Below are 24,826 nucleotides of genomic sequence, written 5' to 3' on the forward strand. Positions count from 1 at the left end.
TCGTGATCACTGGGCGGCGGCGGCCTGGAGCATCTCCACCGGAACGGATCCGGCGAAGACACGGCCGTCATCGGCGAGAAACACGTTGACCAGGGCTGTTGAGAATAGTCGCCCACCGTCGACCGCGGTCGCCAGTTCCGACATGAGCGGGTTGGCGTTGAGTTCGGACGGAACGGATGCCGCGGGCACTTCGACGATGGCGTCCCAGCCGCTTCCCGTCACGAGGGGAAGCTTCTCAGCCGGAATCTCAGGCTTGGCCTGGTCGGCGGGCATCTCGGTCATCTCGGGCATGACCGGAAGGGCGACCTCTTCGACGGTGGTGCCGGCTGGCGGGCTGAAGTCGAACAAATCGGCGGACGGGGTGCTGAAGTCGACGGCGGTGAAGCCGACCTGAAGAGCGGGGTCTTCCTGGCCGTCGGCGCGCACGGTGACTTGCAGCGGCACCCCCGTCTCAGAGTCGACCGAGATCGACACCGATTCGACCAGGGTCCGTGTGGTCTTGGGGGTGAGCACCAGCTCATAGGCCGTGCGACCGGCCACGGTGCCGTCGGTGCCGACCGAGACGGTGGTGCTCGGGTCGATCTCGCTCAAAAAGCGCTCGGCAACCTGCGAGGGCGTCGACAGGCCGGCCGGGGCAGAGTCAACTATTTCGGCGAACTTCGCCTCGGCGATGGCCCGGGCGTCGGCGGGGATGGTCAGGTGGCTGGCGGTGTTGGTCTCGGAGTCGTAGGTCCAGACATCCGTACCGTTACTCACCACGTTGCGTTCGGCCATGCGGTCCTGGATCTGCACGCGGGCTTTCGCGGGGCCGTCGGAGTCACTGCCGTCCACATAAATGCGGGCCGTGTGCGAGCCGCTGAAGAGTTCCATCACGGAGGCGAGCGCTCCGGTGGCCGCCGCCCCCGGTTCGGTCGTACCTTCCGGTGCGGATTCGGCCATCGAGTCGCTCATGGACTCGGACATGCCGGCGCTCAGGTCGATGTCGGGTAGTCCCAGCTCGGCTGTTTTCTCGACGGTGCCGGAGAACGCACTGATGGTGCTGTCACTGACCATGAGTAGCACTTGCTCGGGCGTTTTGTCGGGCAGATCGACGGCTGCACCGGCCTGCAGAGGTACAGCAATCACACCGGCGGCGATGACAACCGGGACGACGATGGCGGGAAGCCACTTGGTTGAATTGCGTGACATGATCAACGACCTGTTCCGAAACGATTCATATCCTGATGCTACGCCGGGGCTCTGACAGTCGGCTCGGAATCCCGCTGGGAGGTTGCTCACAAATAGAGACGCCGAGCCGTGAGCGGGTGAGCCCGCGAACGTCTAACCGAAGAGTTCGCCGAGCCAGTTCTCCTTTTTCTTGGGACGGTACCCGTCACGGTTGTCGTAGCCACGGTCTCGGTCGTCATAACTCCGGTCGCGCTCGCCGTACTGCGCGCGGTTGCGGGTGTCCGGATACGGCTGAACCGGTGCCCCGGCGACCGGTGGGACCGGCGCTGCCTGGGCGGCTTCCTTTTCCACGCGGTCGAGGATCTTGTCGAGTTCGCCGCGGTCCAGCCACACGCCGCGGCATTCGGGGCAGTAGTCGATTTCCACACCACTGCGTTCGCTCATCACGAGGGTGGTTGAGTCATTTGGGCACTTCATAAGATTCCTCCAGGACGTCGTGGACTTTCGATCCTAGACGCCCGACCGGACTGATCCTGAGAGTCGTCGGATGACAGAAATCGTCCCTATGGATGTTCACGGGCGCTCGCGGTGGTGTGAGGGGAGTGCGCACCAATCACTTTCGGCGGTAACGGTTTCACGGATGGACAACTCCGTCCTGAACGAATTCGACGGAGATTTTGCCAAAATTTGCCGAAAATCCGCCGAAATGCAGTTTCACACGAGAATCTCCGTCGAATTGGTTCGAGACCGAACTCGGCGCTCCGCGGATGATGAACAGCCTCTCCTCCGCCGTCGCGCTCGTGTTCAGTCGGGCTGGCCGACGCGAAGACCGGATATTACGCCCGGCAGGACCCCGTCTGGCTGGTCACCTTCCTCAAGGCCGCGCCCGGACGATCCATCAACGACGAAGTCGTCTTCGACCACCTTGACGTGTTCGGATGGAGCGATGGCGAACGGCGAGAGATCGACGACCACCACACCCCTCAGCTGGTCGACGTCGCCACTGCGACCGGGGCGTGGAACACGATGAGGGATATCGACGCGCCCGCGGCACCAGAAGATCTCAGCAACGCCCTCGACTGCAACCCGATCGCACGTCACTCCCTCGACGCCTTCTCCCCATCGGCCTGACAGTCGACGTGCCATCCGCGACGAACCAAAAGCAGCGAATAGACGGACCACCATTGCAACGCGGTCGACTCAATCGAACCATTTCCCGAAGGACTTCGGGCGTTGCTCTCCGAACCAGGCCTGTCCGTCGACGATGACCGCGTCCGTGTGATCTGCCAGTGCGCAGCGGCACGGGCTCAGGGCAGACAGCTATTCGCTGTTTCGAACTTTCCTAGTCTTCTGCGGCCCGTGATGTCGCCCAATCCAATGAGTGCCGAACCTGGGTGGCGGTGAGTCGTGTGGTGCCACCGCAGTTGGTGCACTCGTTGGCGTACGACCTGGCAAGGGGAAACAATGGCACTAAGAACAGCGTAAACTTCGACGACTTTTTCACCACCCGCTGCTGGGCCAGAATCCCACAATATCCGCACACAAACGAGACAACATTTATCACGGCACGATGCGCACGCGTGCCGAAGAGAAGGAACACGATCTACTTCCCCGATTGCGCGGCGGGATCGGGCACGGAGCCGGACTTCTTATGTCGAGGCCGGTCGAACTCATCGGCGTCTAAACGATTCGGGATGGTCACTTTTTCGGCTTCCCTGCGCTCATACGGGACTGCGCCGGCAGATGGTTGATGACGTTTGACATTGTGGTCCTTCCAGGTGCACATGGAACGGCTCGACTCTCTTCACCGCGGCCGCGGCAGTGCCGTCAATAATATGTTGGCCCGTCCCATCCGAGGGACATGCCGCAGACACCTCACTGGGTAATCTGCTGGCCGAGGCACCCGTGACCCGGCTGTTCCTGTCCGCTCCAGCGTGCTGGGACTGGGACTGGGTCATCTCAATCATGGCCGCGGTACCGGGGGTGGTCACGCGTCGGTGAGCGCTCTCGGGCCCCTCTCGGCACCGCCCTCGGCCCGGAAAGCGAGCCGGCGCAAAGTCTCCACGTTTCGCATACTAATGGCCGGGTCGCGCAGGAAGGAGGGCACGAACCGGCCGGGGCCGGCGGTGGCGTCCTCGGTGATGCGCACGACGCATCCGCCACCTCGTGCCTTCACATTGAGGGCCACGTGGGACTTCCCGATCGGCCAGCCACGGGCCGTGAACAACGCGTGCCCAGGTGATTCCCACTCCAGAGCAGAGGTGGAGTCGTCGATCAGAGCCGGCCAGACGCCCACCGAGTGATGGATGGAGCTTCCGGCTGTCGGCCAGGCCGCGTCGACAGCCCGCATGCGGGAGGCTGCGACGACCCAGCTCGGGTACAGCCAGACGTCAGCGAGGACGGCGAAAACGTTCTCGGGCGGACAGCTCATGGTGCGGTAGGTCACGGCCACTGTGTCACCTATTTCTGGTTAGTCGGGGAAAGATCGGGGGCTGTGCGCACCCCGAGGTCGTGTCGAAGAGCGCTCAGGGCCGCGTACCAGCCGGCCAGGCCGTGCACGCCGGGGCCCGGCGGTGTGGATGACGAGCACAGGTACACGCCGCTCAGGGGGGTGCGCCAAGGGTCAGTGGACAGTACCGGGCGGCGCACGAGTTGGGTCAGACTCACCTCGCCGGCCGAGATGTCACCGCCGACGTAGTTGGGATTGAGCTGTTCCATCTCCGTCGCGGTGCGACCGGCGCTGGCCAGGATCGTGTCACGGAAACCCGGGGCATAGCGCTCGATCTGGCGCACGATCGCTTCGGTCTGGTCGATGGTTGAGCCGCGCGGAACATGGGTGTACGCCCAAAGAGTGTGCTGACCGGCCGGCGCGCGACTGGGGTCGGTGCCGCTGGGCTGGGACACGAGAACATACGGCTCCTCGGCGTGTCCGCCGCGCGCAACGGTGTTCTCGGCTCGCCGGATCTGAGCCCGAGTGCCGCCCACGTGCACGGTGCCAGCCGCCCGCACCCCGGCAGCCTGCCAGGGCACCGGACCCGAAAGCGCGAAGTCGACCTTGGCGACGCCGTTTCCGTACCGGAAGGCGCGCAACCGTCGCGCGTAGGCGCCGGGAAGCTCGCCCTCGGCGAGTCGCAGGAGCGCACGCGGCGTCAGGTCAAGCATCACCACGCGGGCCGGCGGCAGTTCGCTCAGCCGCCGCACCTCGGTCGACGTGACGATCTCACCGCCATGAGCGAGCAGATCGTCGACCAGCGCGGTCACGATCGCGCCGCTGCCGCCGACCGGTATCGGCCAGCCGCCCGCGTGCGCATACGTGGCGAGGGTGAGGCCCGCACCGGCTGTGACGATGCTCGGCATCGACCTGATCGTATGGGCGCTGACGCCGGAGAGCAGGGCAGGCGCGGCTTCGCCCGAGAAGCGCAGGCCCCAGAGCGGGCTGCCCTGTTCGAGGGAGCGTAAGCCGAAGCGCAGCGCGGTGACCGGATGCTTCGGCAGTCGCAGGAGCTGCGCACCGGTGAACTGAGCGACCTGCTCGGCATGCGCCACGAGGGGCGCAAACAACCGCTGCCAGGCCGCGCCGTCCCTGCCCAGTTCGGCGACGGTGCGCGTCAAGCTGCGGTAGGCGAGGCCGGCGGTGCCGCCCGGCAGCGGGTGGCCGTAAGAAACCTCGGGAATTGCCAGTTCGATCCGATCCGCGAGCCCGAATCGTTGAAAGAACTCCGAAGCCAGCGCGAGTGGGTGCACGGCGGAGCAGACATCGTGGTGGAAGCCCGGCAAGGTCAGTTCTGCGGTCGCGGCGCCACCACCGACGCCGGCGGACTTCTCGTAGACGCGCACAGAGAATCCGGCCCGGGCGAGGGTGACCGCGGCGGCGAGGCCGTTGGGCCCGGAGCCGACCACGATCGCATCAACTTCCGGCACTCCTCGGCGCGCAGTCACCATGTCACTCTCCACTCGTCATGGGAAGAGTCTTCCCTAGTGCCCTGACGTCGTTCACAGACACCATGCCGACGACAGCGATTGAGTGTCCCCGGTGCGAACAGTGTGACTGGAAATACGCAAATCTCAGGTTTTCATAAAAACTCACGGTAGTGCTGAGGTGCCTGGACTCGAACCCAAACAACTGATAGTAGTCTCGGCCGTGCGGCCCACCCGCTACAGGGGCAAAATGCCGCGGATTTCCGCGGTTTTGATGTGGCAAGTGCACGCGCTGGCACGGACGAATACGGGCCAACTCTGGTCACGCCAAGGGGTCTTCGGCGCGTTTCTGGTCACATCCTCGCGCGTGCCGTACACAGAGTGAAAGGCCTCTCATAGACCGAAGGCGGCACTGGATGCGCCGCCACATCCGTCATCGATGTGCGATTTTGTCGGCGGCTCGACGCTGGCCGGTGAGCCGAGGTACGAGACGCACGAGGATCACCATGACGACCAGCTCCACGACGGTCTGGGTCACCACGGCCAGTGCGGCCACGGACAGGGACTCCGCTAGCGCAAGCGCCAGAGGGAGCACCACCAGGGAATTGCGGGTGGACCCGCTGAAGACGAGCGCGCGGGTCGCCGGCACGTCCAGGCGTGCGAGTCGACTCGCTGACAACCCGACGACGACCATGATGACCGGGAACGCGATGTACAGCGGCACCACCAGCAGAAGCGAGGCGATCCGCATGCTTACCGCCGCGATCTGGGATCCGATCACCACCGCCAGGGTGGCCATCATCAGCGGCACCGTAATAACCTGCAGGACGGCTTCGATGGCCCGGCCGAACCGGTGCCGACGGCCAACCCATTGAACCGTGACCGCTGCCAGCAGGGGAATCACGATCAGGACGAGGAACGCCTCGAGGAACGGCTCGATCTCGATCATCGAGACGGTGTTCGGGCCGGCGAACAGCAGCAGGTAGATGGGAAGTAGAACAATCTGTAGAAGCATCAGCAGAGGTGTGGCCGCCAGGAGTCGTTCACGTGCCCCGCCGGCCAGACCGGTGAACACGATCACATAGTCGACACACGGAGTCAGCAGCACGAGCGGGGCACCGAGGAGCAGTGCCCGGTCGCCGGCAACGAATCGTGACGGGCCGAACGCGACCATCGGAACGACGATGAAGTCGACGGCAATCGCGGTGCCCAGAAAACGGATGTCTACAATCCGCCGGCGCTCCATCCACCGCACGGGTCCCGCCATCGTGTATACGCACAACGCCCTTACCCTCGCGTCGGATGGGCCGATGTCCGACTCCCGGCGGTGAGCGAAGAAGGATCCACCTTGAGCGCTATCATCGTTTAATGACGATCAAATCTTCGGTTCTGTCCGATGGGTGCGAGCAACGCGATCCTGCGGCGGCGCTGTTCCACTCCCTCAGTGACCCAGCCCGGTTGAGCATTGTGAAGCGAATGGCCGGCGGCGAGGTACGGGTCAGTGACCTTACCGACGAGCTGGGCCTCGCCCAGTCCACGGTTTCGGCGCACGTTGCGTGCCTGCGTGAGTGCGGCCTGGTGGAAGGCCGTATGCAGGGCCGCAGCGTGTACTACTCGCTGTCTCGTCCGGAGCTGATTGACATGCTCGCCCAGGCCGAGGTTCTACTCGCCGCAACCGGCAACGCGGTCAGCCTGTGCCCGATCTACGGCACCGGCAGTACCGGCGTCCCCCTGACAAAGAAGCGCACACCATGAGTGCTGCCTGCGGTTGCAGCGACGAGAAAAACGGGACCAAGGCATCCGAAGAGGAGGAGACCGCCAGTTTCTGGCAGGTGAGCGAGATCCGGGCGGCGGCAGCCTCCGGTGCACTTCTCCTTGCCGCGTGGATCGTCTCGCTGACCGGCGGCCCCCAGGGGCTGCTGCTACCGCTGGAAATCATGGCGCTTCTGATTGCCGCCTGGACATTTGTTCCGTCCACCCTCCGACGACTGCTCAAAGGCAAAATCGGGGTCGGTACACTGATGACGATCGCCGCCGCCGGCGCGGTCGCGCTCGGGCAGTTCGAGGAAGCAGCCATGCTGGCATTCCTCTACGCGATCTCGGAAGGGCTTGAGGAATACTCCCTGGCGAAAACCCGCCGCGGTCTGCGCGCACTGCTGGACCTGGTCCCGGTTGAGGCGATCGTCCTGCGCGACGGCGCCGAGGTCACCGTCGCCCTGTCAGCACTCGCCCCCGGCGACCGCATGGTCGTCCGGCCCGGGGAACGTCTAGCCACCGACGGGAGGATCATCATCGGCCGCACGTCCTTGGACACCTCTGCGCTCACCGGAGAGTCCGTCCCCGTCGAGGCGGGACCGGGAACCGAGGTCTATGCCGGGTCCATCAACGGCACAGGCCCGCTCGAAGTTGAGGTCACCAGCACCGCTGAGAACAACTCGGTGGCCAGGGTCGTTCAGATCGTGGAGGCCGAGCAGTCCCGCAAGGGGCCCGGTCAGCGGCTGGCCGACTCGATCGCCAGCAAGCTGGTTCCGGGCATCCTGATCGTTGCAGTCCTGATCATCATCTTCGGCTTCATCGTCGGCGAACCACTGCTGTGGTTCGAACGTGCGCTCGTCGTTCTGGTCGCCGCCTCGCCCTGCGCCTTGGCCATCTCCGTCCCGGTCACCGTGGTCGCCTCCGTCGGCGCCGCCAGCCGCATGGGCGTTCTCATCAAGGGCGGGGGTGCCCTGGAAACCCTCGGCCGGATCCGCACCATCGCATTGGACAAGACCGGAACCCTCACCCGCAACAAACCCGCCGTGATCGATGTCGCCACCACCGGATCCGCTTCCAAAGACGATGTCCTCTTCCTCGCGGCCGGTCTGGAATCCCGCAGCGAACACCCCCTCGCCCACGCCATTCTCGCCGCGGCTCCGGACCGGGCGTTTGTCACCGACGTGGATACCGTCCCCGGCGCCGGCCTGGAGGGCCGGGTGGACGGGCGACGTGTACGCCTCGGCCGGCCGGGGTGGATCGATGCCGGCCCCCTGGCCGCCGACGTCCAGCGGATGCAACAGGCCGGCGCCACCGCTGTCCTCATCGAGGACAATGGGCAGGTCATCGGCGCCATCGCAGTCCGTGACGAGCTGCGTCCCGAAACCCGGCAGGTCATAGACCGGCTGAGCGCATCCGGATACACCACGGTCATGCTCACCGGCGACAACCTGGTCACCGCCACCGCCTTGGGGAAGGCTGCGGGCATCACCAAAGTCCACGCCGACCTCCGCCCCGAGGACAAAGCGGAAATCATCCGCACCCTCAAAGCCCGCCAGCCCACAGCCATGGTCGGCGACGGCGTCAACGACGCGCCGGCCCTCGCAACCGCCGACACCGGCATCGCCATGGGCGCCATGGGCTCCGACGTCGCCATCGAAACAGCCGACATCGCCCTGATGGGCGAAGATCTGAACCACCTACCCCAGGTGCTCGACCACGCGCGGAGAACCCGGAGCATCATGCTCCAGAACGTGGGCCTGTCCCTGCTGCTGATCGCCGTGCTCATTCCCCTGGCACTATTCGGCACGCTCGGCCTGGCCGCCGTGGTCCTGATCCACGAACTGGCCGAAATCGTCGTGATCGCCAACGGCGTCCGGGCGGGCCGGCTGAGCCGCACAACCGCGCTGGGAGCCGCGCAGTCCGCCCCAGCACTGGAAGCGGCAGCGTGAACGCCGAAGCCATGGAAGCGGCAGCGTGAACGCCGAAGCCACGCTCTCGCGCGGGGTGGCCCCCGACCTGGGGTTGATCAGCATCCGGCTTCTCTACAACCCCCGCGCGTCCGCCGGGACGGCACGAGGATTCAGGTCCGCGCATATCGGCTGGGTGGCCGTGCGGGCCGCGACCGACGCGGCGATCAACGCGCGTCTGGTCCCGTAGACCATTACCGCGATCACCGGTCTGATCAATGCAGCGGTGACCGTGTACACCATCCCTTCGGCGCTGGGCATGTCAGGACCCTCCACGCAGGCACGGCCCAACGATTCAGCGGAGACGCCAGAAACTTCATCGACCGGCTCGACAGGTGGACACTCGTAGCCTGGCCGTATCAGCCACCGCAACGTGCTCGCCCGTGTGTAACACACTGCGCATGAATGCATGAGGATGGTTGCACACTCGGCCCAGAAAGTGAGTGAGTCGAGTTGGCCGTGGAGGTCTTCGCGATGCTCGCCGACGCCACGCGCATCCGGGTCATACTCGCGTTGCGGGACTCGCACTGTCGGTGAACCAACTGGCGAAAATCGTCAACAAGTCCCAGGCCGCCGTATCGCAGCATTTGGCGAAGCTGCGCCTCGCCCGCATCGTGACTACCCGGCGCGAAGGAACCCGGGTGTTCTATCGCCTCGCAAACGAGCACGCCCGCCAGCTTGTCCCCGACGCCATCTTTCAGGCCGAACACGCCCTCGATGGCGTTCCGGCCCACCACCGGCACCCGCACGACAGCGCCAGCACAGACCTTGAGGTGGACGCGCATGCGTAACGTGTTGCGGAACACCGCCTACCGAAAACTGTTCAGCGCCCAGGTTGTGGCGCTGATTGGCACCGGCCTGCTCACCGTCGCACTGGGGTGCTCGCCTTCGATCTGGCCGGCGGGGATGCCGGCATCGTCCTGGGCAGCGCCTTGACGATCAAGATGCTCGCCTATGTGGGCGTCGCCCCGGTCGTGTCCGCGCTCACCAGCCACGTCCCCCGCAAGGTGCTGCTGGTGTCCTCAGATGTTCTCCGGGCCGGGGTCGCGATCTCGCTCCCGTTCGTCACCGAGGCCTGGCAGATCTACATTCTCATTTTTGTGCTGCAGGCCGCTTCCGCGACCTTCACGCCCGCGTTCCAGGCGCTGATCCCGGATGTTCTTCCTAAGGAAAGCGAATACACGCGGGCGTTGTCGCTGTCCCGTCTGGCCTACGACCTGGAATCCCTGCTCAGTCCCATCCTGGCGGCCGCGCTCCTGACCGTGATCAGCTACCATTCCCTGTTCGTGGGAACAGCGCTCGGCTTCGTCGGCTCGGCCACACTCGTGCTCTCCACCACCCTCCCGGCGATGAGATCCACCGCAGCCGCACCGTTCGTCGACCGGCTCACTCGAGGCGTGCGCGTGTTCTGGCGCACCCCGCCGCTCCGTGCACTGCTCGCGATGAACCTCGTCGTCGCCGCGTCTACCGCGATGGTGATCGTCAACACCGTCATCCTCGAGCAGAACAGCCTCGAACGAACCCAGGTCGATTTCGCGATCACCCTCGCCTGCTACGGACTCGGCTCCATGCTCGTCGCCCTCAACCTGCCGCGGGTGCTGGATCGCTATCCGGATCGACGCGTGATGCTGACCGGATGCGCCATCCTCCCGAGCGGGCCCGTCGCCGTCGCGCTGCTGGTCCTGGCTCAGGACTCCGCGCCGGCCTGGCCCGGCGTGCTCACGGTCTGGTTCGTTCTCGGCGCCGCGACCGCACTGATCCTCACGCCGTCGGCCCGGCTCCTCCGCCGCTACTCCGACGACACCAACCGGCCAGCGGTCTTCGCCGTCCAGTTTTCGCTCTCCCACGCCTGCTTCATCATCACCTACCCGCTGGCCGGGATCCTCGGGGCAACGCTCGGACTTGCCCCGACTGCCCTCGTCCTGGCCGCTATCGCCGTACTCGCCGGACTCGCCGGGCTCGCGGCGGTCCGGTCGTGGACATCGGCGTCAACACGGCTTCAGAAGGCCAATAGGTGAAGGACTACGGCTTCGTGTGAGTCAACATGCCTGAGACTTCGATCTGCCCTCGTGTCCCGACTGTGACGCCGACCTTGTCGAGGTGCAGGTCCGCGGTGGCGGGTCTACGTACGGTGGCCACGAGGAGCTTGCTGGTCCGGATTGTCTCCTTGCCGGTGGCGCTTGTCACCTCGGCGATCACGTCGCGGGTGCCCTCGGATTCTTCCTGCGACACCAGCCGGGAGCGCACCCGGACGGTCATTTCGCAGCCGAGCCGGGAGAACAGTTGTGCGTGTTCGAGGGCCACGTAGCCCCCCGGACCAGCAATGACTCGGGCACTTCGTCTAGCTCCATGGCGTTCGCCGAGGTCAGGTAGCCCACCTCGGACAACCCCGCAATGGGTGGTGCTCACGGGGCGGAGCCGGTGGCCACGAGGTACTGGTCCGAACGCATGGTTTCCACGCTGCCGTCGTCCGAGGTGATCTCCTATAGCAGCTCCTCCGTAGTTCCCATGAACGTTGCGTCGCCGTGACGGAAGGCCCAATCGTATTCGGCGATCAAGTCCCCCCTAATTGCTGGCCCGCATCGTGTTGACCAGAGCGCGCTTGCCCTCGATTAACTCCTTCATATCCACCGGCTCCGCAGAGGCTGCGATGCCGGGGAATCGCCTCGCATCCAAGGCAACATGGCGAGCTTCGGCGGCCGCCAACAAGGCCTTAGACGGCATACATCACGGGTTAACGCGGGTGCCTCCGATAGTTGCACGCTCGACCACAACCACTTGCTTGTCAAGCCTGGTCGCCAGGATCGCGGACGCGAATGCTGCACCACCGAAACCGATAATCGCCAAGTCAAAGTCGGTCGGCGTTGTTTTACACATGAATCCTCCAAGTGCTTCCAATCGGCAATCGCGCTGCCGCCGCGCAGTGCGGTGTGCACGGACCTCAAGTCTCGACCTTCCTCACGGCTGGAAGGTCAAGCCGGACCACGAGTCCGGTCATGGCAGGAGCACAGGGTGCGCATAGGAGGAACGGCTGATGTGGCCGGGATGACGGCGAAAACGCTGCACTATGTCGAGGATCGAGGCTCGCTTCCTCCGCCGGACAGGATGCGATCCTGACGAGATCTGCAGCTACCTGAAGACCTCGCGTCGAACACATTGAACCGTGCAATGGGCTGCGGGACCAGCGGCATCGGAGAGCATGTGCTCTTACCGCCGGTCGCCGCGACCGCATCAGCAGCCGATGCGCAGGCGCGTTTTTCTTATGCCTGTATAGAAAGCAGTATTATCGTAGATAATACAATTCGACAAATCATGGTCTCGCTGAGGGTCCGTCCGAAGAGACAACGGCATGAGTGACGGGAATGCAATGAACAGAAGACGTGCAGTGGCCATGGGCGCGATCCCCCTGGTCATCGTGGCGGCCGCGACGGCAATTCTGATGACCACAACCGATGACCCGGAGGCCCGGGTAGCCATGCATGAGGGACTCGTGACCGGAACGGTCTGGGTCGCCAACGAAGATGGCGCCAGCCTGAGTGCGATCGACGCGGCCTCGAACAAGGTCGCAACCACCCTGACCGGTCTTAAGAGCCCACACAATGTGCAGGCGACAGCCGATGGGGAGTCCGTGTGGGCCGTCAGTGGATCCACGTCTATGGCGATCAAGCTCGACGCATCTACGTTGGCTGTGACGGGAATGGTCGCCACCGGCGCCATGCCTGCTCACGTTGTCGTCACTCCGGATCTCACGACGAGTTACACAACCAATAACGCTGACGACACCGTGACGGCAGTCAATGCCTCGACGATGCAGTCGGTGGCCACCATCCCCGTCGGGACAGGCCCACACGGGCTCCGGCCAAGCCCCGATGGAAAATGGATTTACGTCGCCAACATCGGCGGAACGATTCTGGGCGTCGTCGATACCGCAACTAACTCACAGGTCGCAGAGATTGAGGTCGGCGCGGCGCCCGCCCAAGTGGCATTCTCGCCGGACGGACGCTTCGTGTACGCCTCGCTCAGTGGGGAAAATGCCGTTGCCAAGGTAGACGTGGCCACCCGCAAGCTGATCGGAAAGACCGCGGTCGGCTCCGGACCGATCCAGACGTTCGTGAGCCCGGACAACAAGTACCTATTGGTAGCCAACCAGGGCACCGACGACGAACCAGGCACAACAGTCTCGATCCTGAGTGTCGATACATTCAAGGTTGTGAAGAGCGTGAAGACGGGCGACGGCGCCCACGGCGTCGTCATTGACCCCTCCAGCCGACACGCGTACGTCACCAACATGGCCGCAGACACGGTCGCCGTCCTCGATCTGAGGTCGCTCACCGTTGTGGCACGTATCCCGGTCGGATCCACACCAAATGGAATCAGCTTCTCAACGCAAACCGTCGAACCGTCCCCGGAAACAAAGTTGGAGCTTCCGGTGGTTTCTGGCGACTCGTCGACGATGAAGCACTAGGTACTTGCAGGCGCTGGCGGCGCAGTGCGCATGGGGGAGGTCAGGAGCGGACCAATCGTGCGATTGCGATTGAAGCTTCCTTGATCTTGGCGTCGCCTTCTTCACCGCCGGCAGCGACAGCGGCAACAACACAGTGACTCATGTGGTCCTCGAGTAAGCCCAAGGCCACGGACTGCAGAGCGCTGGTCATAGCTGATATCTGCGTCAGAATGTCGATGCAGTACAGCTCATCTGCAACCATTCCCTGCAATCCCCTGGCCTGTCCTTCGATTCGTCGGAGGCGCTTCACATACGCGTCTTTGCTCGATATATAGCCGTGCGGGCCAGCGTGGGTTGTCATCGCGCTCTTGTCGCTGAAATCACTCATTGGTGTGTGTATCCGATCTGGTCTGCCCCGCGCGATCCTGGTGGCCTGCCGGCGAGTGGTGGCACTTTGAATTTTCCGAGTATACCCCCGGGTGGTATACCTCACACGCGGCGGGGTGACCAACTGTGCGCACCGATCTCATGTTGACCGGGTACCCCCCTGGGGTATACCGTGGATGTATCCCCTGGAAGTACGTCCCGACGGTTGCTTCGATCGCCGGGGAACGAAAGGAATCGCGAATACTATGTCGACGTCGAATAAGAACGACCTTGGTCTTACTGACTCTTCGTGCACGTGCGGGTCGCACGATCACAAATCCGAGCGCACCGCAGAACCTACCGGCATGACCACCACTTTCCAGGTATCGGGAATGACCTGCTCTCACTGTGTGAAGAGCGTGACGGCCGAAGTGGGCAAGGTCGCCGGAGCCGAAGCCGTGGACGTTGACCTTGTTCCGGGCGGCGTCTCCGTGGTCACCGTCTCCAGCTCCAGACCCCTCGATCCCGCCGCTGTGGCCGCCGCCATCGATGAGGCAGGCTACGAACTGGTCACGGCGACACGATGAGTGGAGAGCAGGTCGACCTTCTCGTCGGCGGCATGACCTGCGCCTCCTGCGCGGCGCGAATTGAAAAAAAACTCAACCGGATGCCCGGGGTCGAGGCATCGGTGAACTACGCCACCGAGAAGGCCAGTGTCCTCATCCCTGACGGCACGACGGTTGAGGATGCCATCGCGGTGATTGAGGAGACCGGATACACGGCCGCACGTCCGAAACCGCCTGAGGCGCCGACACTCGATGTGCCCACGGACCAAGACCGCGCAGTGGCCAGCCTGCGCCAGCGGCTGATCCTGTCCGCCGTGCTCGCCACCCCCGTGCTCCTGCTCTCGATGATCCCCCCGCTGCAATTCACCAATTGGCAATGGCTGGCTCTCACCCTTGCCGCCCCGGTCGCCGCCTGGGGAGCATGGCCGTTCCATCGCGCTGCCTGGGTGAATTTGCGCCACGGTGCTGCGACTATGGACACCCTGATCAGTATCGGAGTGCTCGCCGCACTCGGCTGGTCGCTGTACGCCCTCTTCCTGGGAATGGCTGGAGTCCCGGGCATGACCATGGCCTTCAGCTTTACCGCCACCCCGGGAAGCGGTGCCGATGAAATCTACCTGGAGGTCGCATCCGCCGTCACGGTGTTCATCCTGGCCGGCCGTTACTTCGAGGCCCGTGCGAAGAAACAGTCTGGTGCCGCGCTGAAGGCGCTGCTCGAACTCGGGGCGAAAGAGACGACCCTTCTGCGGGATGGTGTCGAGACCACCGTCCCCACCGCGTCGCTGGTCGTCGGCGACCAGTTCGTCGTCCGTCCCGGCGAGAAGATCGCCACGGATGGAACCGTTGTAGAAGGTAACTCGGCGATCGACGTCAGCATGCTCACCGGCGAGTCCGTTCCGGTCGAGGTCGGGCCCGGCGCAGCCGTGGTCGGCGCCACCTTGAACTCGGGTGGTCGCCTGGTCGTGCGGGCCACCCGCGTTGGCGCGGACACGCAGCTCGCCCAGCTAGGTCGCTTGGTCGAAGAGGCGCAGACCGGTAAGGCCGAGGTACAGCGCCTCGCCGACCGGGTCTCAGCGATCTTCGTCCCGATCGTGATCGGGTTGTCGCTGGCCACCCTTGTGGTCTGGCTGCTGCTCGGAGCAGGGACCGTCGTCGCATTCACCGCGGCCGTGGCAACGCTCATCATCGCGTGCCCGTGCGCGCTCGGCTTGGCGACCCCGACCGCTCTGCTCGTGGGCACCGGGCGTGGTGCGCAGTTGGGCATCCTGATCAAGGGACCCCAGATTCTCGAATCAACCCACCGGGTAGACACCATCGTGCTCGACAAGACCGGCACGGTCACGACCGGCCGGATGACGCTCGTGGCTGCCGTTCCCGTCGCTGGTGGAGACGAGCAGCTCCTGCTTCACCTCGCCGGAGCCGCGGAAACGGGTTCCGAACATCCCATCGCCCAGGCGATTGTGTCTGGTGCCCGGGAACGCGCCGGCGAACTACCGTCTCCCGAGTCCTTCGCGTCGACGGACGGTCTCGGCGTTCAAGCCCTGGTCGGCGGTCGGGTCGTTCTCGTGGGACGTCCGCGCTGGCTGACGGAACAGTGGACTATCCCGCTTCCGTCAGAGCTCGAGACGGTGCTGGCCGCCTTCGAGGCACAGGGTCGAACCGCGGTCGCCGTCGCCTGGGACGGCCAGGCCAGGGGTATCCTCGCCGTCTCTGACGTCGTCAAAGACACCAGCGCTGCCGCGATCGCGGAGTTCCGTCGCCTGGGTCTGCAGCCGGTGCTCCTCACCGGCGACAACGAGGCCGTCGCGGCCTTCGTTGCGGCTGAGGTCGGTATCAGCGACGTTCGTGCCGGTGTGCTGCCGGCCGAGAAAGCGCAGATCATCCGGGAGCTGCAGAGCGAGGGTCGCGTGGTTGCCATGGTCGGCGACGGCGTGAACGACGCTGTGGCACTGGCCACCGCGGACCTGGGCATTGCGATGGGAACGGGAACGGATGTCGCCATCGAGGCCAGCGATCTGACCCTGGTCAGAAGCGACCTCATCGCGGCAGCTGATGCGATCCGACTCTCCCGGCGCACCCTGTCGACCATCAAGGCCAACTTGTTCTGGGCCTTCGCCTACAACGTGGCGGCGATCCCGCTGGCTATGCTGGGCTTGCTCAACCCGTTGATCGCCGGCGCGGCCATGGCACTGTCATCTGTTTTCGTGGTGAGCAACAGCCTCCGGCTGCGCGGCTTTCGCGGACTCAACGTGGCGGGTGCCCCGATACCTACCGGAACGCTCACCGCACATCCTGCCACCATCGGGTGACCTGCGAGATCGCATTCACAGGTCGAGCAGTGTGAAAGTCGATACTGTGGAGGCGTATGCGCGGGAACCAACCGCGACAGGAACGGGACCGGAGGCGACATGAAGCTGGATAGCACAGCACACGTGGTTCCCCGCACGAGGCCTGTCCTCCTGTCTGGTTTGGTGGCGTTGGTCGCCATGGCCGGACTCCTGTTCGGTGTGCTGGCCATGAACTCCACGCATGCCAGTCACGAGACGGGTGGGACCGCGGTTGCATCTGACCCCACCGCGCAGGTCGGTGTCTCCCCCGTTGTCACGGCGGGCGCTGTCTCGGCGGTTTCCGTCATCGCACACACCGGTCTCGGAGTCGTGGATTGTTCCGATTGCATGTTGGACTGTGCGATCCTCGCGATGACCTGCACCATCCTGCTGGTGCTCGCTTCGCTGATCCTGCTGGCTCGGTTACCGTCAACGTACCGCAGGCTGTTCGACGCGGGCGGGCACATCGCTCGGCTCTCTCACCGCCTCGTCCTGGATATTCACAGGCCGAATCTGACCATTCTTTCCATCAGTCGCATTTAGACCGAACCGCCGCCGACGCGCCCTCATGGACGCGTGGCCTCCTCGCGGCCGCCGGCGCCTCGGTTTCTCAAGTCTGACTAATGAATGGAAAAACAATGCTCAAATCACGTAAGTACCTTCTGACGGGGGCGGCCCTTGCCGCCGTGCTCACGCTCAGCGCCTGCACCAACGGGACAACCCCCGACAGTTCGTCCGGGTCATCCAGCACCTCCACTGCGTCCGCTTCTTTCGGGTCGGCTGATGTGACTTTCGCACAGATGATGATCCCCCACCACGAGCAAGCTGTCGAGATGAGCGAGGACATCCTCGCCAAGGACGAGGTCGACGTGCGCATCACCGACCTCGCCACGCAGATCAAAGCCGCCCAAGAACCGGAAATAGAGCAACTCAGAGACTGGCTCGCCGAGTGGGGCACCGATGAGACCAGCACCGGCGGCATGGATGGGATGTCGGGGATGGGTGACGGTTCCGACGGAATGATGTCCGACGACGACATGATGGCCCTCGAAAATGCGTCGGGCCCGCAGGCCGGCGAGCTATACCTGGAACAGATGATCGTCCACCATCAGGGCGCGATCATGATGGCGGAGCTGGAACTGGATGAAGGTCGAAACGAGGACGCCAAGGCCATGGCGTCGAACATCGTCACGAGCCAGACCGATGAGATCGATGTCATGAAGGACATCCTCTCCACCCCGTAGGACCCCTCACCTTTCCCGGCGGTAAAGCCTATCGAGACCCGTCGCCGTCTGCGGGCGGCAGAAAAACACCAGCGTCATCGGCAGCCCCGCAGGCTGGCACACAAATCGCGCCGACAACAGTCCGACCGACCGGCTCCGCCACCAGTGCGGCGGCGATTGTTCGGCGTCGTGGCGATGGCCTTCGTCGCGCTTTTCGCCGTCAGTGTCTCGCTCCCCGCTCTCGCTCGCAAAACCCGGCCCGGCCGCGGCGAATCCACAGAGCCAACTGGCCGCTGACGCGCCCCAGGTCGTGCCCATCAACGAAGCAGACACCGTCAGCGTCTGCGCGACGTTTTCACCGTGGGACGAGTGCAGAAGCCGTAGCCAGGCGCCTATAACCAAAGGTCGGGCAGCTATGTCAAGGACGTGACTTCGCCAGTTCAGCGGCCGTTCACAGTCGGGGTCTTCATCACGACGGACTGCGGTCCGCGCGTGCCGTCCTGCGACCGCTGCTCGAGCTTCAACAAGGGCCTGGACATGAATCCCGGCGTGAACACTCCCAGCCAGGCAGTCGCGGACGGCATCGTGAAGGACGTCTCGGCAACCGACGCCAGCGGACTCGGCGTGTGCGCCATCATCGAGCACATGATCGACGGCCGCCTGGTCTCGCGATGGTGGCAGTGGGCGTTGCCACCCTGGGGGCTGGAAAATGATGCTACCGATGCCCTCCGGGCGCGGCGGCGGAACGAGCATCGGCTCGGTGTACGGACTCGGAGTGTTCTCCGGTGCCGCCAGCGCGTGCTGCGCCCCAGTCCTCGCCGATGTGGCGGCGCTCTCCGGTGCCGCTTCGTCTTTCCCGGCCGCCGCCGCAGTGGGCGTCGCCTACGTATTCGGGATGGTCGCTCCCCTGTGCGCCTTGGCGTCGGTGTGGGACAGAAAAACTGGGGAGCAAGTCGCCTGCTCGCGGCCACGACCCTTCCGATCGGGCCCCGGGCCCGGTGGCGGTTGTCCGTGGGAACAGTGCTCTCAAGCGGGTTGATGATCGCCATTGGCGTGCTCACCGTCGTCCTCGCGGTGCAGGGACCGGGCATGGCACCGGATGGGTGGCAGGTTGAACTTGCCGCAGCACTGGGGCACTGGGCCGCCGTCATCCAGCAGTTCCTGGCCTTCATTCCAGGGTGGATCTCGACGCTCACCGTCTTCTCCGCTCTCGGCGCTTTGGTCTGGACGGCGCTCCGCAGCCGAAAGCACGCAGCCACGCCGACCGCCTCCGGCAACCGACCCGACCAGGCGCATACGCGCGCCCAGACAGAAAAGTCACAGTAATGGCATCACGGGAGAAAGGCCGTCCGGGCATACGCCTGCAGTCACGCGCCAGGAGCACCGGGTTGCGCCGGGCAACGATGGTCGTGAGCATCATGGCGGTTGCGGCAGCCATCCTGGTGGTCATGGAAAGCACTTGGAACGGGACCCCCACGGCTGTGGAAAACACCACCTCCGTCAGTTACGCCGTGGGTGCTCCAGGCCCGGGCGCGGAAGCCCCCGACTTTTCTCTCGCTTCCACGGCTGGGGGGACGGTCAATCTCAGCGACTACCGTGGCGAGTCCGTTCTGCTCTTTTTTCATGAGGGGATCGGGTGCCAGCCGTGCTGGGACGAAATCCGCGATCTGGACGCCGCCCAGACCGAGCTGCAGTCTGTCGGCGTCGATCAGCTCCTCACCATCACCAGCGGGCCGGTGAACCTGATCGCCCAGAAAATGGCCGACGACAAGCTGACGGCGGTCGCTTTGGCCGACACCCGTCTGGATGTCTCCCTGACTTACCAGACCAACAAGTGAGGAATGATGGGTGAATCCCGCAACGGACACAGCTTCATCCTGGTTGGGCCGACGGGGGAAATTGAGTGGCGCGCCGACTACGGTGGCCCGCCGAACTACACCATGTACGTGCCGGTAGACGAGATACTCACCCAGATGCAGGCTGTCCGGACCGACGCCTGATGCGAATCATCGTACTGACGCAAGCCTCGTGCCACGCCTGCGATCAAGCCAAGCTGGTAGTGTCCCGACTCTCCTCGGACTACTTCTTTCAGGTCGAGGCGATCGGCCTGGACACCGATGAAGGCCGGGCTCTGGCCGCTCGGAACGGCATCATCTTTGCCCCCGGCATCCTGATCGACGACGTCATGTTCAGCTACGGGAGGCTATCGGAGAAGAAGCTGCGGCTCCAGCTGTCCCGCCCCGACGTAGCCGCCCAGGGGCAGCCGGGCTCGAACGGCAGCTCACAGAACGTTGCCGTACACCACAATGCACATCAGCAATAGAGAGGACCGTCCAAATGGAACACCCGAACACAGAGGACAGAGCACATCGGCAGGCGATCGTTGCGGCCGCACGGGCACAGCTGAAGCGGGGCGAGCGGCGTCGGAGCTTCTGGATCTACGGCTTGGGCACCGTCGTCGCAATCACCCTCGTGGCGACCGTTGTCTCCATCTTCATCGTCAACCAGAAAGACCAGGACGCGGCGAGATCGGCAGCAGACAAGCCAATCAGTGGCGTGGAGAGTTCTGATGGATTGAGCCGCGACCACGTGGTCAACGAGGTTGCGTTTCCGACGCTTCCCCCCGTCGGCGGAGATCATTCGGCCGAGCTGACAAACTGCGGCGTGTACACGAAGCCGGTAGACACCTGGCGGGCCGTGCACTCGCTCGAGCATGGCGCGGTGTGGGTCACCTACCGATCCGATCTGCCGCAAGAGCAGATCGACACTCTGACGGCTGATGCCGAGTCGAACCCATACGAACTCTTGAGCCCGTATCCTGACCTCCCCGCCCCGATTGTCGCCAGCGCCTGGGGAAAACAACTGCAACTGGACAACGTGGATGACCCCCGCCTGCAGTTGTTCCTGCAGACCTACCTACAGGGCCCACAGACACCCGAACCCGGCGCACCCTGCTCTGGTGGCGTCCAGGGCTGATCGGCACGGGATCCCGCGGGCGCAGCAGGGACCGTACGTTACTATGGAAGGTAGTTGATTAGGGGTTTTCGTTTCCATTAGAGCGTAGAAGGGAACAACCCATGGTGCGCCCACTCGGCACGCTGGAACAGCACGTCATGGATCGCATCTGGTCCTGGGGGCGCCCGGTCGCCGTTCGCGAGGTGCTGGAGGATCTTCAACGCGAGCGCACACTCGCCTACACAACGGTAATGACAGTTATGGACAACCTGCGCCGCAAAGGCTTTCTGACTCGGGAGAAGGACGGCCGTGCGTATCTTTACCGACCTGCGCAGACTCGTGAGCAGCACACTGCCGCGTTCATGGGGGAAGTCCTTGCCGGAGGAGCTGACACTTCGGTGACATTTTTGCACTTCCTCGACCATATTCCGCCAGAGGAAGTCGCCAGCCTCCGTCTTGCCCTTGACGAGCACCTTCAGGGTCGCACAAGCACCGCGCCATGATTGCTCCAGCCGTTTTGGCGGTCCTCGCCGTGATTCTGGCCGTCCTGGGGCCGACCCTATTGCGCCGGATGTCGTGGCTCGAGCGGTCTCCCCGGATCGGGATCACTGCGTGGCAAACGCTGAGCGTCTCAATTGTTTTGGCGGTGCTGCTTGCCGGTTCGAGCCTGGCCATCCCCGCGATTCCCTGGACCATCATCCTCGCCGACTGGATCCGTACCTGCGCGATGGCCCTCCTCGCGCAATACTCCACGCCAGGCGGTGCCGTGGTCAGCGCCACCGGCGCTGCCGCCGCAAGTGCCATCCTCGTCCGGGTCGCCTATTGCCTGGCCGCGGACCGGGCAATCGCAGCCCGCAACAGGAAAGTACAACTGGACGCCCTGGCCCTCATTGCGCAACCCCACCTCCGATACGACGCTCTCGTCGTCGACCATCCGGCCGCCGCCGCGTACTGCCTACCAGGCAGGGTCCGTCAGGTCGTCTTGACCAGTGCCGCCCTGTCGGCGTTGGATCACAATCAGCTCCTCGCCGTTCTGGCCCACGAACGGGCCCACCTGCGGGGACGTCACGACCTCATCCTCGCGGCGGCCGACGCGCTACAGCATGCATTCCCCAGTGTCCCAGCATTTCGAACCGCACGCAGAGAACTGGGCCGGCTCGTCGAGATGCTCGCCGATGACAGTGCGGCCCGTCATAGTGACCGGACCACAGTCGCCACCGCCTTGGTGCGCCTGGCTGAACACGGGCTGACCCCCGCGGCGGCCCTCGGTGCTGGCGAAGAATCAGCTCCCAGCCGAGTCAGGAGACTTATTTCACCGACTCGGCCCCTTGGCGCCGGGAAGACAACCGTCGCTGCTTTGGCTATGGGATTGTTGATCGCCTTGCCCTTGTTCCTCGCCATCGCCCCCGCATCCGCAGCGGGAACAATGGACCCGTGCCCGGAGGACGAGCAGTCCTTGACGATGTGATCGACGCTGCGCATTCCCCCGGAAGCCCGGATCTCACACTGCAACCGCACTGACGGCCATCGAACAGGTGTTGAGGCTGAATAAGAACCTCAATTCGGCAGATGCAGCGTGTCCACCTCCGCGCGCAGTGTGGTCAACTCCATTTCATCGGCCGCCGACAGCGACTTCGGCGCATCAGCTGTCGTCTTCCCTCGCATCATGAACCACATCATCAAGCCCATAGCCGCTGGGCAGGCCAGGAGGGCCAGACCATAGAGCGCCGTACTCACCGTGACGCCTCCAGGCTTTTATTGCCAGCCTCCGACGAAGCGTCGCCAGCCGGGTGATGGGCCATCATCTGCTCGTGCATTTTCGCCATGCCGGGTGCACCGGCCGTCATGTCAGCCGTGTCGGACATCCCGGCCATCATCTGTTCGTGCATTTTCACCAGGCCAGGTGCTCTGTGCATCGCGGCCATGTGTCCGCGGGCGCTATCCTCGGCCTGACCCGCCGGGGCCGGAGGGCTGCTGCCCTCGGCCGCGTAGGCCGGAGCGACGGTGCCTGCTGCAAGCAACGCTCCAGCGGCCAGGGAGATGATCCAGATTCGTGAGCGCATGAGCGCCTCCTTCTTTGTCTACTATCTTTCATAGTAGTAGCCGAAGTTGGCTCCCGTCGCAGTGAACCGCGGTCACACAGGAAAGCCCCTGTCAGGAGTCGTTGTCACTTTGCTTCAATGACGCCCATCATCCCGTTGTCCTCGTGATCGAGGATGTGGCAGTGATAGACAGTCCGTCCGGCGAAGTCGTCGAAGGCGATGCGGACCTTCACTCGTCCCCCTGCCGGAACATTGACAACGTCTTGCCGAACCACCAACTCGACCGCCCTGCCATTTTCCTCAACGAGCTGCATTGGCCAAACGTGCAGGTGCAGGGGGTGGTCCATCTGGCTGGTGTTTGTCAGGGTCCATTCTTCGATGCTGTCGGCCTGAACCGTGGTGTCTGTTCTGTCCGCATCGAACACCTCTTTATTAATGGTGAAACTCATCATCGAGCCGCCCCTCATCCCGCCCATTCCCATCCCGAACGTGAGCTCGCGACGCGCCGTCACGGGCCGCGAACGAAGATCTGGGGGCACGGCCTGCTCGGGGACTGCGGACAGGGCGGTCATCGCATCACCGGACACCGTTAGTGTCGCCACTGAAAAGCCGCGAGGGTTGCTCTGAGCGTCCTGCCCGCTTGGTCCAGCGCCGCCGCCCATCATCCCGCCCATCATTCCGTTCGGGCCGCCGCGGTCGTAGGGCAGAGTCTGGAAGATGGATGTCCCTGAGACAGCGGTAACCAGGAGGTCCGCTCGGTTGCCGGGTAACAGCACTACCTCATCGACGTCGCCGGGGGTCTGGAACCGTCCCGAGTCGATGCCGAGGAGTTGTAGTTCCTGCCCGTCGAGACGCAGCCGCAGGTACCGGGACACACAGGCGTTGACGATGCGCCAACGTTCGCGTTCCCCCGGACGGGCGGTCATCACCGGATTCACCTGCCCGTTGACCAGAACGAGTTGTCCTTCCCGTCCCGCCATCTGTTCCGACGGCGTGACGGGAGGGATGCGGCCCAGGCTGTCCAGTGTGATGTCTGAGATGACGAGCACGCGCTCTCGCGTTGCCCTGATGGGCGTGGGGTCCTCGACAATGATGGCCCCGTAAAGGCCGCCGAAGACCTGATCGGCGACGAACCCGTGGTGGTGCGGGTGATACCAGTACACTCCCGGCGGGTGATCAGGCGGCAGCTGATATTCGTAGTCGAATGACTCTCCGGCCTTCACGGTCACGAACATGTTGTCGCCGTTGTCCGACGGAGAAACATGCAATCCGTGCACGTGCAGGTTGCTCGGATCGTTGAGGCCGTTGTGCAGGCTCACATTGAGCGTGTCGCCCGCCTGAACGCGTAGGGTAGGCCCCGGCACGCCCCCGTTATAGCTCAGCACGGTGGCACCGCGACCGGAAATCTTCACGTCCCCCGGTGCAGCATCCAGGCGTACCTTGAGGCGGCCATCGGCGCTACGCAGCTCGGGCGGCTGAACCAGTGGATCCCCGGAGGGCGCCCCAAAGCCTGAGCTGGTGGCCGAAGGCGATGCTGTCTGCTGGCTCCAGAGAAGTCCCGCTCCCCCGGCAACCGTGCTCGCCAGCCCGAGGCCACCGAGCGTGAGAGCGCTTCGACGGCTGAGAGGCTTCACCGCTTATCCTCGCCCAAGACTGCGCGCTGTTCGCGGTACTGCTCTGCGGTCAGCTCACCCCTGGCGAAACGTTCATCCAGTATCTGGCGCGCGCGGCCTAGCCCAACCTCTCCCCCCTGTTTCCGCCCGACACTACGATCGCCAGAAAACAGCCGAACCATGAGCACGACCAGCAACGAGATACCGACAATTGTCAGCAGCCCGAAGAGCCAGTACAGCCCCATACTTCCTCCATAGCCCCACATCATGATCCGACTCCTTCGACTCATATTTCGAGAATAGACACTGCCGCAAGCATACCCCTTGGGGTATTTTGGACAATCAAACGGCGTGCACCACTCCCCCTTTTCAGGCGGTGCATCCTCCCGGAAGGGGTAGTCGTTCAGTGCGCCTCAAGCCGTCACGGCGAGCAGCGAACGACAAGCGAGCCGTGAGCCGGTAGAAGCATTCCGGAATACTATC

29 protein-coding genes and 1 pseudogene are annotated in these 24,826 nt (G+C 64.2%); 18 read left to right on the forward strand and 12 right to left on the reverse strand.

What is annotated here, in order from left to right; translation table 11 throughout:
• Positions 1–6: 6 nt before the first annotated feature.
• On the reverse strand, positions 7–1,188 hold the full coding sequence (locus E3T25_RS01105) for a LolA family protein (protein ID WP_134371645.1): 1,182 nt from the start codon (positions 1,186–1,188) through the stop codon (positions 7–9).
• 132 nt (positions 1,189–1,320) lie between these two features.
• A complete protein-coding gene (locus E3T25_RS01110; RefSeq protein WP_104102983.1) occupies positions 1,321–1,644 on the reverse strand; it encodes a TFIIB-type zinc ribbon-containing protein in 324 nt (107 codons plus the stop codon).
• A gap of 453 nt (positions 1,645–2,097) precedes the next feature.
• Between E3T25_RS01110 and E3T25_RS01115 the strand changes: the two genes are divergently transcribed.
• Complete coding sequence (locus E3T25_RS01115) at positions 2,098–2,298, forward strand: YdeI/OmpD-associated family protein (RefSeq protein WP_134371647.1); 201 nt, start codon at positions 2,098–2,100, stop codon at positions 2,296–2,298.
• 856 nt (positions 2,299–3,154) lie between these two features.
• Here the strand turns inward: E3T25_RS01115 and E3T25_RS01125 are convergent.
• The 3 genes from E3T25_RS01125 to E3T25_RS01135 form a co-directional block, all read right to left on the reverse strand.
• Positions 3,155–3,619, reverse strand: a complete 465-nt coding sequence (locus E3T25_RS01125; protein ID WP_174720165.1) for an SRPBCC family protein — start codon at positions 3,617–3,619, stop codon at positions 3,155–3,157.
• 8 nt (positions 3,620–3,627) lie between these two features.
• The gene (locus tag E3T25_RS01130; RefSeq protein WP_134371651.1) at positions 3,628–5,109 is read right to left on the reverse strand and encodes a phytoene desaturase family protein; all 1,482 of its coding nucleotides are present in this window, start codon (positions 5,107–5,109) and stop codon (positions 3,628–3,630) included.
• A 409-nt stretch (positions 5,110–5,518) separates the two neighbouring features.
• Positions 5,519–6,331 (reverse strand): arsenic resistance protein, encoded by an 813-nt coding sequence (locus E3T25_RS01135; RefSeq protein WP_241980527.1) that lies wholly within the window; start codon positions 6,329–6,331, stop codon positions 5,519–5,521.
• Between the two features lie 122 nt (positions 6,332–6,453).
• Here E3T25_RS01135 and E3T25_RS01140 point away from each other — a divergent pair, with 122 nt between their 5' ends.
• The 5 genes and pseudogenes from E3T25_RS01140 to E3T25_RS01160 all read left to right on the forward strand — a co-directional run bounded on the left by E3T25_RS01140 (position 6,454) and on the right by E3T25_RS01160 (position 10,825).
• Positions 6,454–6,840, forward strand: coding sequence for an ArsR/SmtB family transcription factor (locus tag E3T25_RS01140; protein WP_134371653.1), 387 nt, complete (start codon positions 6,454–6,456; stop codon positions 6,838–6,840).
• Positions 6,837–8,789: a heavy metal translocating P-type ATPase gene (locus tag E3T25_RS01145; protein WP_134371655.1), complete on the forward strand. Its 1,953-nt coding sequence runs from the start codon at positions 6,837–6,839 to the stop codon at positions 8,787–8,789. The genes E3T25_RS01140 and E3T25_RS01145 overlap by 4 nt, the downstream gene beginning before the upstream one ends.
• A gap of 25 nt (positions 8,790–8,814) precedes the next feature.
• Positions 8,815–8,997 (forward strand): signal peptidase II, encoded by a 183-nt coding sequence (locus E3T25_RS01150; RefSeq protein ID WP_104102965.1) that lies wholly within the window; start codon positions 8,815–8,817, stop codon positions 8,995–8,997.
• A gap of 314 nt (positions 8,998–9,311) precedes the next feature.
• Positions 9,312–9,598, forward strand: a pseudogene (locus tag E3T25_RS01155) (helix-turn-helix domain-containing protein).
• 87 nt (positions 9,599–9,685) lie between these two features.
• Positions 9,686–10,825, forward strand: a complete 1,140-nt coding sequence (locus E3T25_RS01160; protein ID WP_241980505.1) for an MFS transporter — start codon at positions 9,686–9,688, stop codon at positions 10,823–10,825.
• Positions 10,826–10,829: 4 nt separating this feature from the next.
• Here the strand turns inward: E3T25_RS01160 and E3T25_RS01165 are convergent, their stop codons facing one another.
• The gene (locus E3T25_RS01165) at positions 10,830–11,111 is read right to left on the reverse strand and encodes a hypothetical protein (protein WP_134371657.1); all 282 of its coding nucleotides are present in this window, start codon (positions 11,109–11,111) and stop codon (positions 10,830–10,832) included.
• Between the two features lie 1,111 nt (positions 11,112–12,222).
• Between E3T25_RS01165 and E3T25_RS01170 the strand changes: the two genes are divergently transcribed.
• Positions 12,223–13,272 (forward strand): YVTN family beta-propeller repeat protein, encoded by a 1,050-nt coding sequence (locus E3T25_RS01170; protein ID WP_241980507.1) that lies wholly within the window; start codon positions 12,223–12,225, stop codon positions 13,270–13,272.
• 40 nt (positions 13,273–13,312) lie between these two features.
• Here the strand turns inward: E3T25_RS01170 and E3T25_RS01175 are convergent, their stop codons facing one another.
• On the reverse strand, positions 13,313–13,639 hold the full coding sequence (locus tag E3T25_RS01175) for a metal-sensitive transcriptional regulator (RefSeq protein WP_166785345.1): 327 nt from the start codon (positions 13,637–13,639) through the stop codon (positions 13,313–13,315).
• Between the two features lie 343 nt (positions 13,640–13,982).
• On the opposite strand from E3T25_RS01175, the gene E3T25_RS01180 reads away from it, so the two are divergent.
• The 4 genes from E3T25_RS01180 (at position 13,983) to E3T25_RS01195 (ending at position 17,754) form a co-directional block, all read left to right on the forward strand.
• Positions 13,983–14,204, forward strand: coding sequence for a heavy-metal-associated domain-containing protein (locus E3T25_RS01180; protein ID WP_134371658.1), 222 nt, complete (start codon positions 13,983–13,985; stop codon positions 14,202–14,204).
• Positions 14,201–16,492: a heavy metal translocating P-type ATPase gene (locus tag E3T25_RS01185; RefSeq protein ID WP_134371660.1), complete on the forward strand. Its 2,292-nt coding sequence runs from the start codon at positions 14,201–14,203 to the stop codon at positions 16,490–16,492. Before E3T25_RS01180 ends, E3T25_RS01185 begins: the two co-directional genes overlap by 4 nt.
• Positions 16,493–16,591: 99 nt before the next feature.
• A complete protein-coding gene (locus E3T25_RS01190; RefSeq protein ID WP_104102956.1) occupies positions 16,592–17,053 on the forward strand; it encodes a hypothetical protein in 462 nt (153 codons plus the stop codon).
• 95 nt (positions 17,054–17,148) lie between these two features.
• Positions 17,149–17,754: a DUF305 domain-containing protein gene (locus E3T25_RS01195; protein WP_198411399.1), complete on the forward strand. Its 606-nt coding sequence runs from the start codon at positions 17,149–17,151 to the stop codon at positions 17,752–17,754.
• Positions 17,755–18,173: 419 nt separating this feature from the next.
• Here E3T25_RS01195 and E3T25_RS01200 read toward each other — a convergent pair whose 3' ends face one another.
• On the reverse strand, positions 18,174–18,371 hold the full coding sequence (locus tag E3T25_RS01200; RefSeq protein ID WP_134371662.1) for a hypothetical protein: 198 nt from the start codon (positions 18,369–18,371) through the stop codon (positions 18,174–18,176).
• Between the two features lie 400 nt (positions 18,372–18,771).
• Here E3T25_RS01200 and E3T25_RS01205 point away from each other — a divergent pair, with 400 nt between their 5' ends.
• The 7 genes from E3T25_RS01205 to E3T25_RS01230 all read left to right on the forward strand — a co-directional run bounded on the left by E3T25_RS01205 (position 18,772) and on the right by E3T25_RS01230 (position 22,156).
• Positions 18,772–19,059, forward strand: coding sequence for a hypothetical protein (locus E3T25_RS01205; RefSeq protein ID WP_134371664.1), 288 nt, complete (start codon positions 18,772–18,774; stop codon positions 19,057–19,059).
• A 92-nt stretch (positions 19,060–19,151) separates the two neighbouring features.
• On the forward strand, positions 19,152–19,571 hold the full coding sequence (locus tag E3T25_RS01210; RefSeq protein WP_277613178.1) for a redoxin domain-containing protein: 420 nt from the start codon (positions 19,152–19,154) through the stop codon (positions 19,569–19,571).
• Positions 19,572–19,574: 3 nt separating this feature from the next.
• Positions 19,575–19,733, forward strand: coding sequence for a hypothetical protein (locus tag E3T25_RS16595; RefSeq protein WP_166785810.1), 159 nt, complete (start codon positions 19,575–19,577; stop codon positions 19,731–19,733).
• Positions 19,733–20,056, forward strand: coding sequence for a thioredoxin domain-containing protein (locus E3T25_RS01215; protein ID WP_174843906.1), 324 nt, complete (start codon positions 19,733–19,735; stop codon positions 20,054–20,056). Before E3T25_RS16595 ends, E3T25_RS01215 begins: the two co-directional genes overlap by 1 nt.
• A 14-nt stretch (positions 20,057–20,070) precedes the next feature.
• Positions 20,071–20,709 carry a DUF3105 domain-containing protein gene (locus E3T25_RS01220; RefSeq protein WP_104102938.1) on the forward strand — a complete coding sequence of 213 codons (639 nt, stop codon included), beginning with the start codon at positions 20,071–20,073 and terminating at the stop codon, positions 20,707–20,709.
• Positions 20,710–20,810: 101 nt separating this feature from the next.
• Positions 20,811–21,191, forward strand: a complete 381-nt coding sequence (locus E3T25_RS01225) for a BlaI/MecI/CopY family transcriptional regulator (RefSeq protein WP_134371666.1) — start codon at positions 20,811–20,813, stop codon at positions 21,189–21,191.
• 29 nt (positions 21,192–21,220) lie between these two features.
• A complete protein-coding gene (locus E3T25_RS01230) occupies positions 21,221–22,156 on the forward strand; it encodes a M56 family metallopeptidase (RefSeq protein WP_166785921.1) in 936 nt (311 codons plus the stop codon).
• Between the two features lie 89 nt (positions 22,157–22,245).
• Here the strand turns inward: E3T25_RS01230 and E3T25_RS01235 are convergent, their stop codons facing one another.
• The 4 genes from E3T25_RS01235 to E3T25_RS01250 all read right to left on the reverse strand — a co-directional run bounded on the left by E3T25_RS01235 (position 22,246) and on the right by E3T25_RS01250 (position 24,612).
• Complete coding sequence (locus tag E3T25_RS01235; protein ID WP_134371670.1) at positions 22,246–22,425, reverse strand: hypothetical protein; 180 nt, start codon at positions 22,423–22,425, stop codon at positions 22,246–22,248.
• Positions 22,422–22,751 (reverse strand): hypothetical protein, encoded by a 330-nt coding sequence (locus E3T25_RS01240; protein WP_104102926.1) that lies wholly within the window; start codon positions 22,749–22,751, stop codon positions 22,422–22,424. The genes E3T25_RS01235 and E3T25_RS01240 overlap by 4 nt, the downstream gene beginning before the upstream one ends.
• Positions 22,752–22,855: 104 nt before the next feature.
• Positions 22,856–24,364 (reverse strand): multicopper oxidase family protein, encoded by a 1,509-nt coding sequence (locus E3T25_RS01245; RefSeq protein ID WP_134341794.1) that lies wholly within the window; start codon positions 24,362–24,364, stop codon positions 22,856–22,858.
• The gene (locus E3T25_RS01250; RefSeq protein ID WP_134341795.1) at positions 24,361–24,612 is read right to left on the reverse strand and encodes an SHOCT domain-containing protein; all 252 of its coding nucleotides are present in this window, start codon (positions 24,610–24,612) and stop codon (positions 24,361–24,363) included. The genes E3T25_RS01245 and E3T25_RS01250 overlap by 4 nt, the downstream gene beginning before the upstream one ends.
• Positions 24,613–24,826 lie beyond the last annotated feature (214 nt).

Source organism: Cryobacterium sandaracinum (assembly GCF_004403415.1).
Lineage (GTDB): Bacteria > Actinomycetota > Actinomycetes > Actinomycetales > Microbacteriaceae > Cryobacterium > Cryobacterium sandaracinum.

Bases quoted from the DNA above. Each gene is read 5' to 3' on its own strand.
- E3T25_RS01105 (WP_134371645.1), bottom strand. From the start codon at position 1,188: ATGTCACGCAATTCAACCAAGTGGCTTCCCGCCATCGTCGTCCCGGTT.
- E3T25_RS01110 (WP_104102983.1), bottom strand. From the start codon at position 1,644: ATGAAGTGCCCAAATGACTCAACCACCCTCGTGATGAGCGAACGCAGT.
- E3T25_RS01130 (WP_134371651.1), bottom strand. From the start codon at position 5,109: ATGGTGACTGCGCGCCGAGGAGTGCCGGAAGTTGATGCGATCGTGGTC.
- E3T25_RS01135 (WP_241980527.1), bottom strand. From the start codon at position 6,331: ATGGAGCGCCGGCGGATTGTAGACATCCGTTTTCTGGGCACCGCGATT.
- E3T25_RS01140 (WP_134371653.1), top strand. From the start codon at position 6,454: ATGACGATCAAATCTTCGGTTCTGTCCGATGGGTGCGAGCAACGCGAT.
- E3T25_RS01145 (WP_134371655.1), top strand. From the start codon at position 6,837: ATGAGTGCTGCCTGCGGTTGCAGCGACGAGAAAAACGGGACCAAGGCA.
- E3T25_RS01175 (WP_166785345.1), bottom strand. From the start codon at position 13,639: ATGAGTGATTTCAGCGACAAGAGCGCGATGACAACCCACGCTGGCCCG.
- E3T25_RS01180 (WP_134371658.1), top strand. From the start codon at position 13,983: ATGACCACCACTTTCCAGGTATCGGGAATGACCTGCTCTCACTGTGTG.
- E3T25_RS01185 (WP_134371660.1), top strand. From the start codon at position 14,201: ATGAGTGGAGAGCAGGTCGACCTTCTCGTCGGCGGCATGACCTGCGCC.
- E3T25_RS01190 (WP_104102956.1), top strand. From the start codon at position 16,592: ATGAAGCTGGATAGCACAGCACACGTGGTTCCCCGCACGAGGCCTGTC.
- E3T25_RS01195 (WP_198411399.1), top strand. From the start codon at position 17,149: ATGCTCAAATCACGTAAGTACCTTCTGACGGGGGCGGCCCTTGCCGCC.
- E3T25_RS01200 (WP_134371662.1), bottom strand. From the start codon at position 18,371: ATGATGGCGCACACGCCGAGTCCGCTGGCGTCGGTTGCCGAGACGTCC.
- E3T25_RS01205 (WP_134371664.1), top strand. From the start codon at position 18,772: ATGATCGCCATTGGCGTGCTCACCGTCGTCCTCGCGGTGCAGGGACCG.
- E3T25_RS01210 (WP_277613178.1), top strand. From the start codon at position 19,152: ATGGCGGTTGCGGCAGCCATCCTGGTGGTCATGGAAAGCACTTGGAAC.
- E3T25_RS16595 (WP_166785810.1), top strand. From the start codon at position 19,575: ATGATGGGTGAATCCCGCAACGGACACAGCTTCATCCTGGTTGGGCCG.
- E3T25_RS01215 (WP_174843906.1), top strand. From the start codon at position 19,733: ATGCGAATCATCGTACTGACGCAAGCCTCGTGCCACGCCTGCGATCAA.
- E3T25_RS01220 (WP_104102938.1), top strand. From the start codon at position 20,071: ATGGAACACCCGAACACAGAGGACAGAGCACATCGGCAGGCGATCGTT.
- E3T25_RS01225 (WP_134371666.1), top strand. From the start codon at position 20,811: ATGGTGCGCCCACTCGGCACGCTGGAACAGCACGTCATGGATCGCATC.
- E3T25_RS01240 (WP_104102926.1), bottom strand. From the start codon at position 22,751: ATGCGCTCACGAATCTGGATCATCTCCCTGGCCGCTGGAGCGTTGCTT.
- E3T25_RS01250 (WP_134341795.1), bottom strand. From the start codon at position 24,612: ATGATGTGGGGCTATGGAGGAAGTATGGGGCTGTACTGGCTCTTCGGG.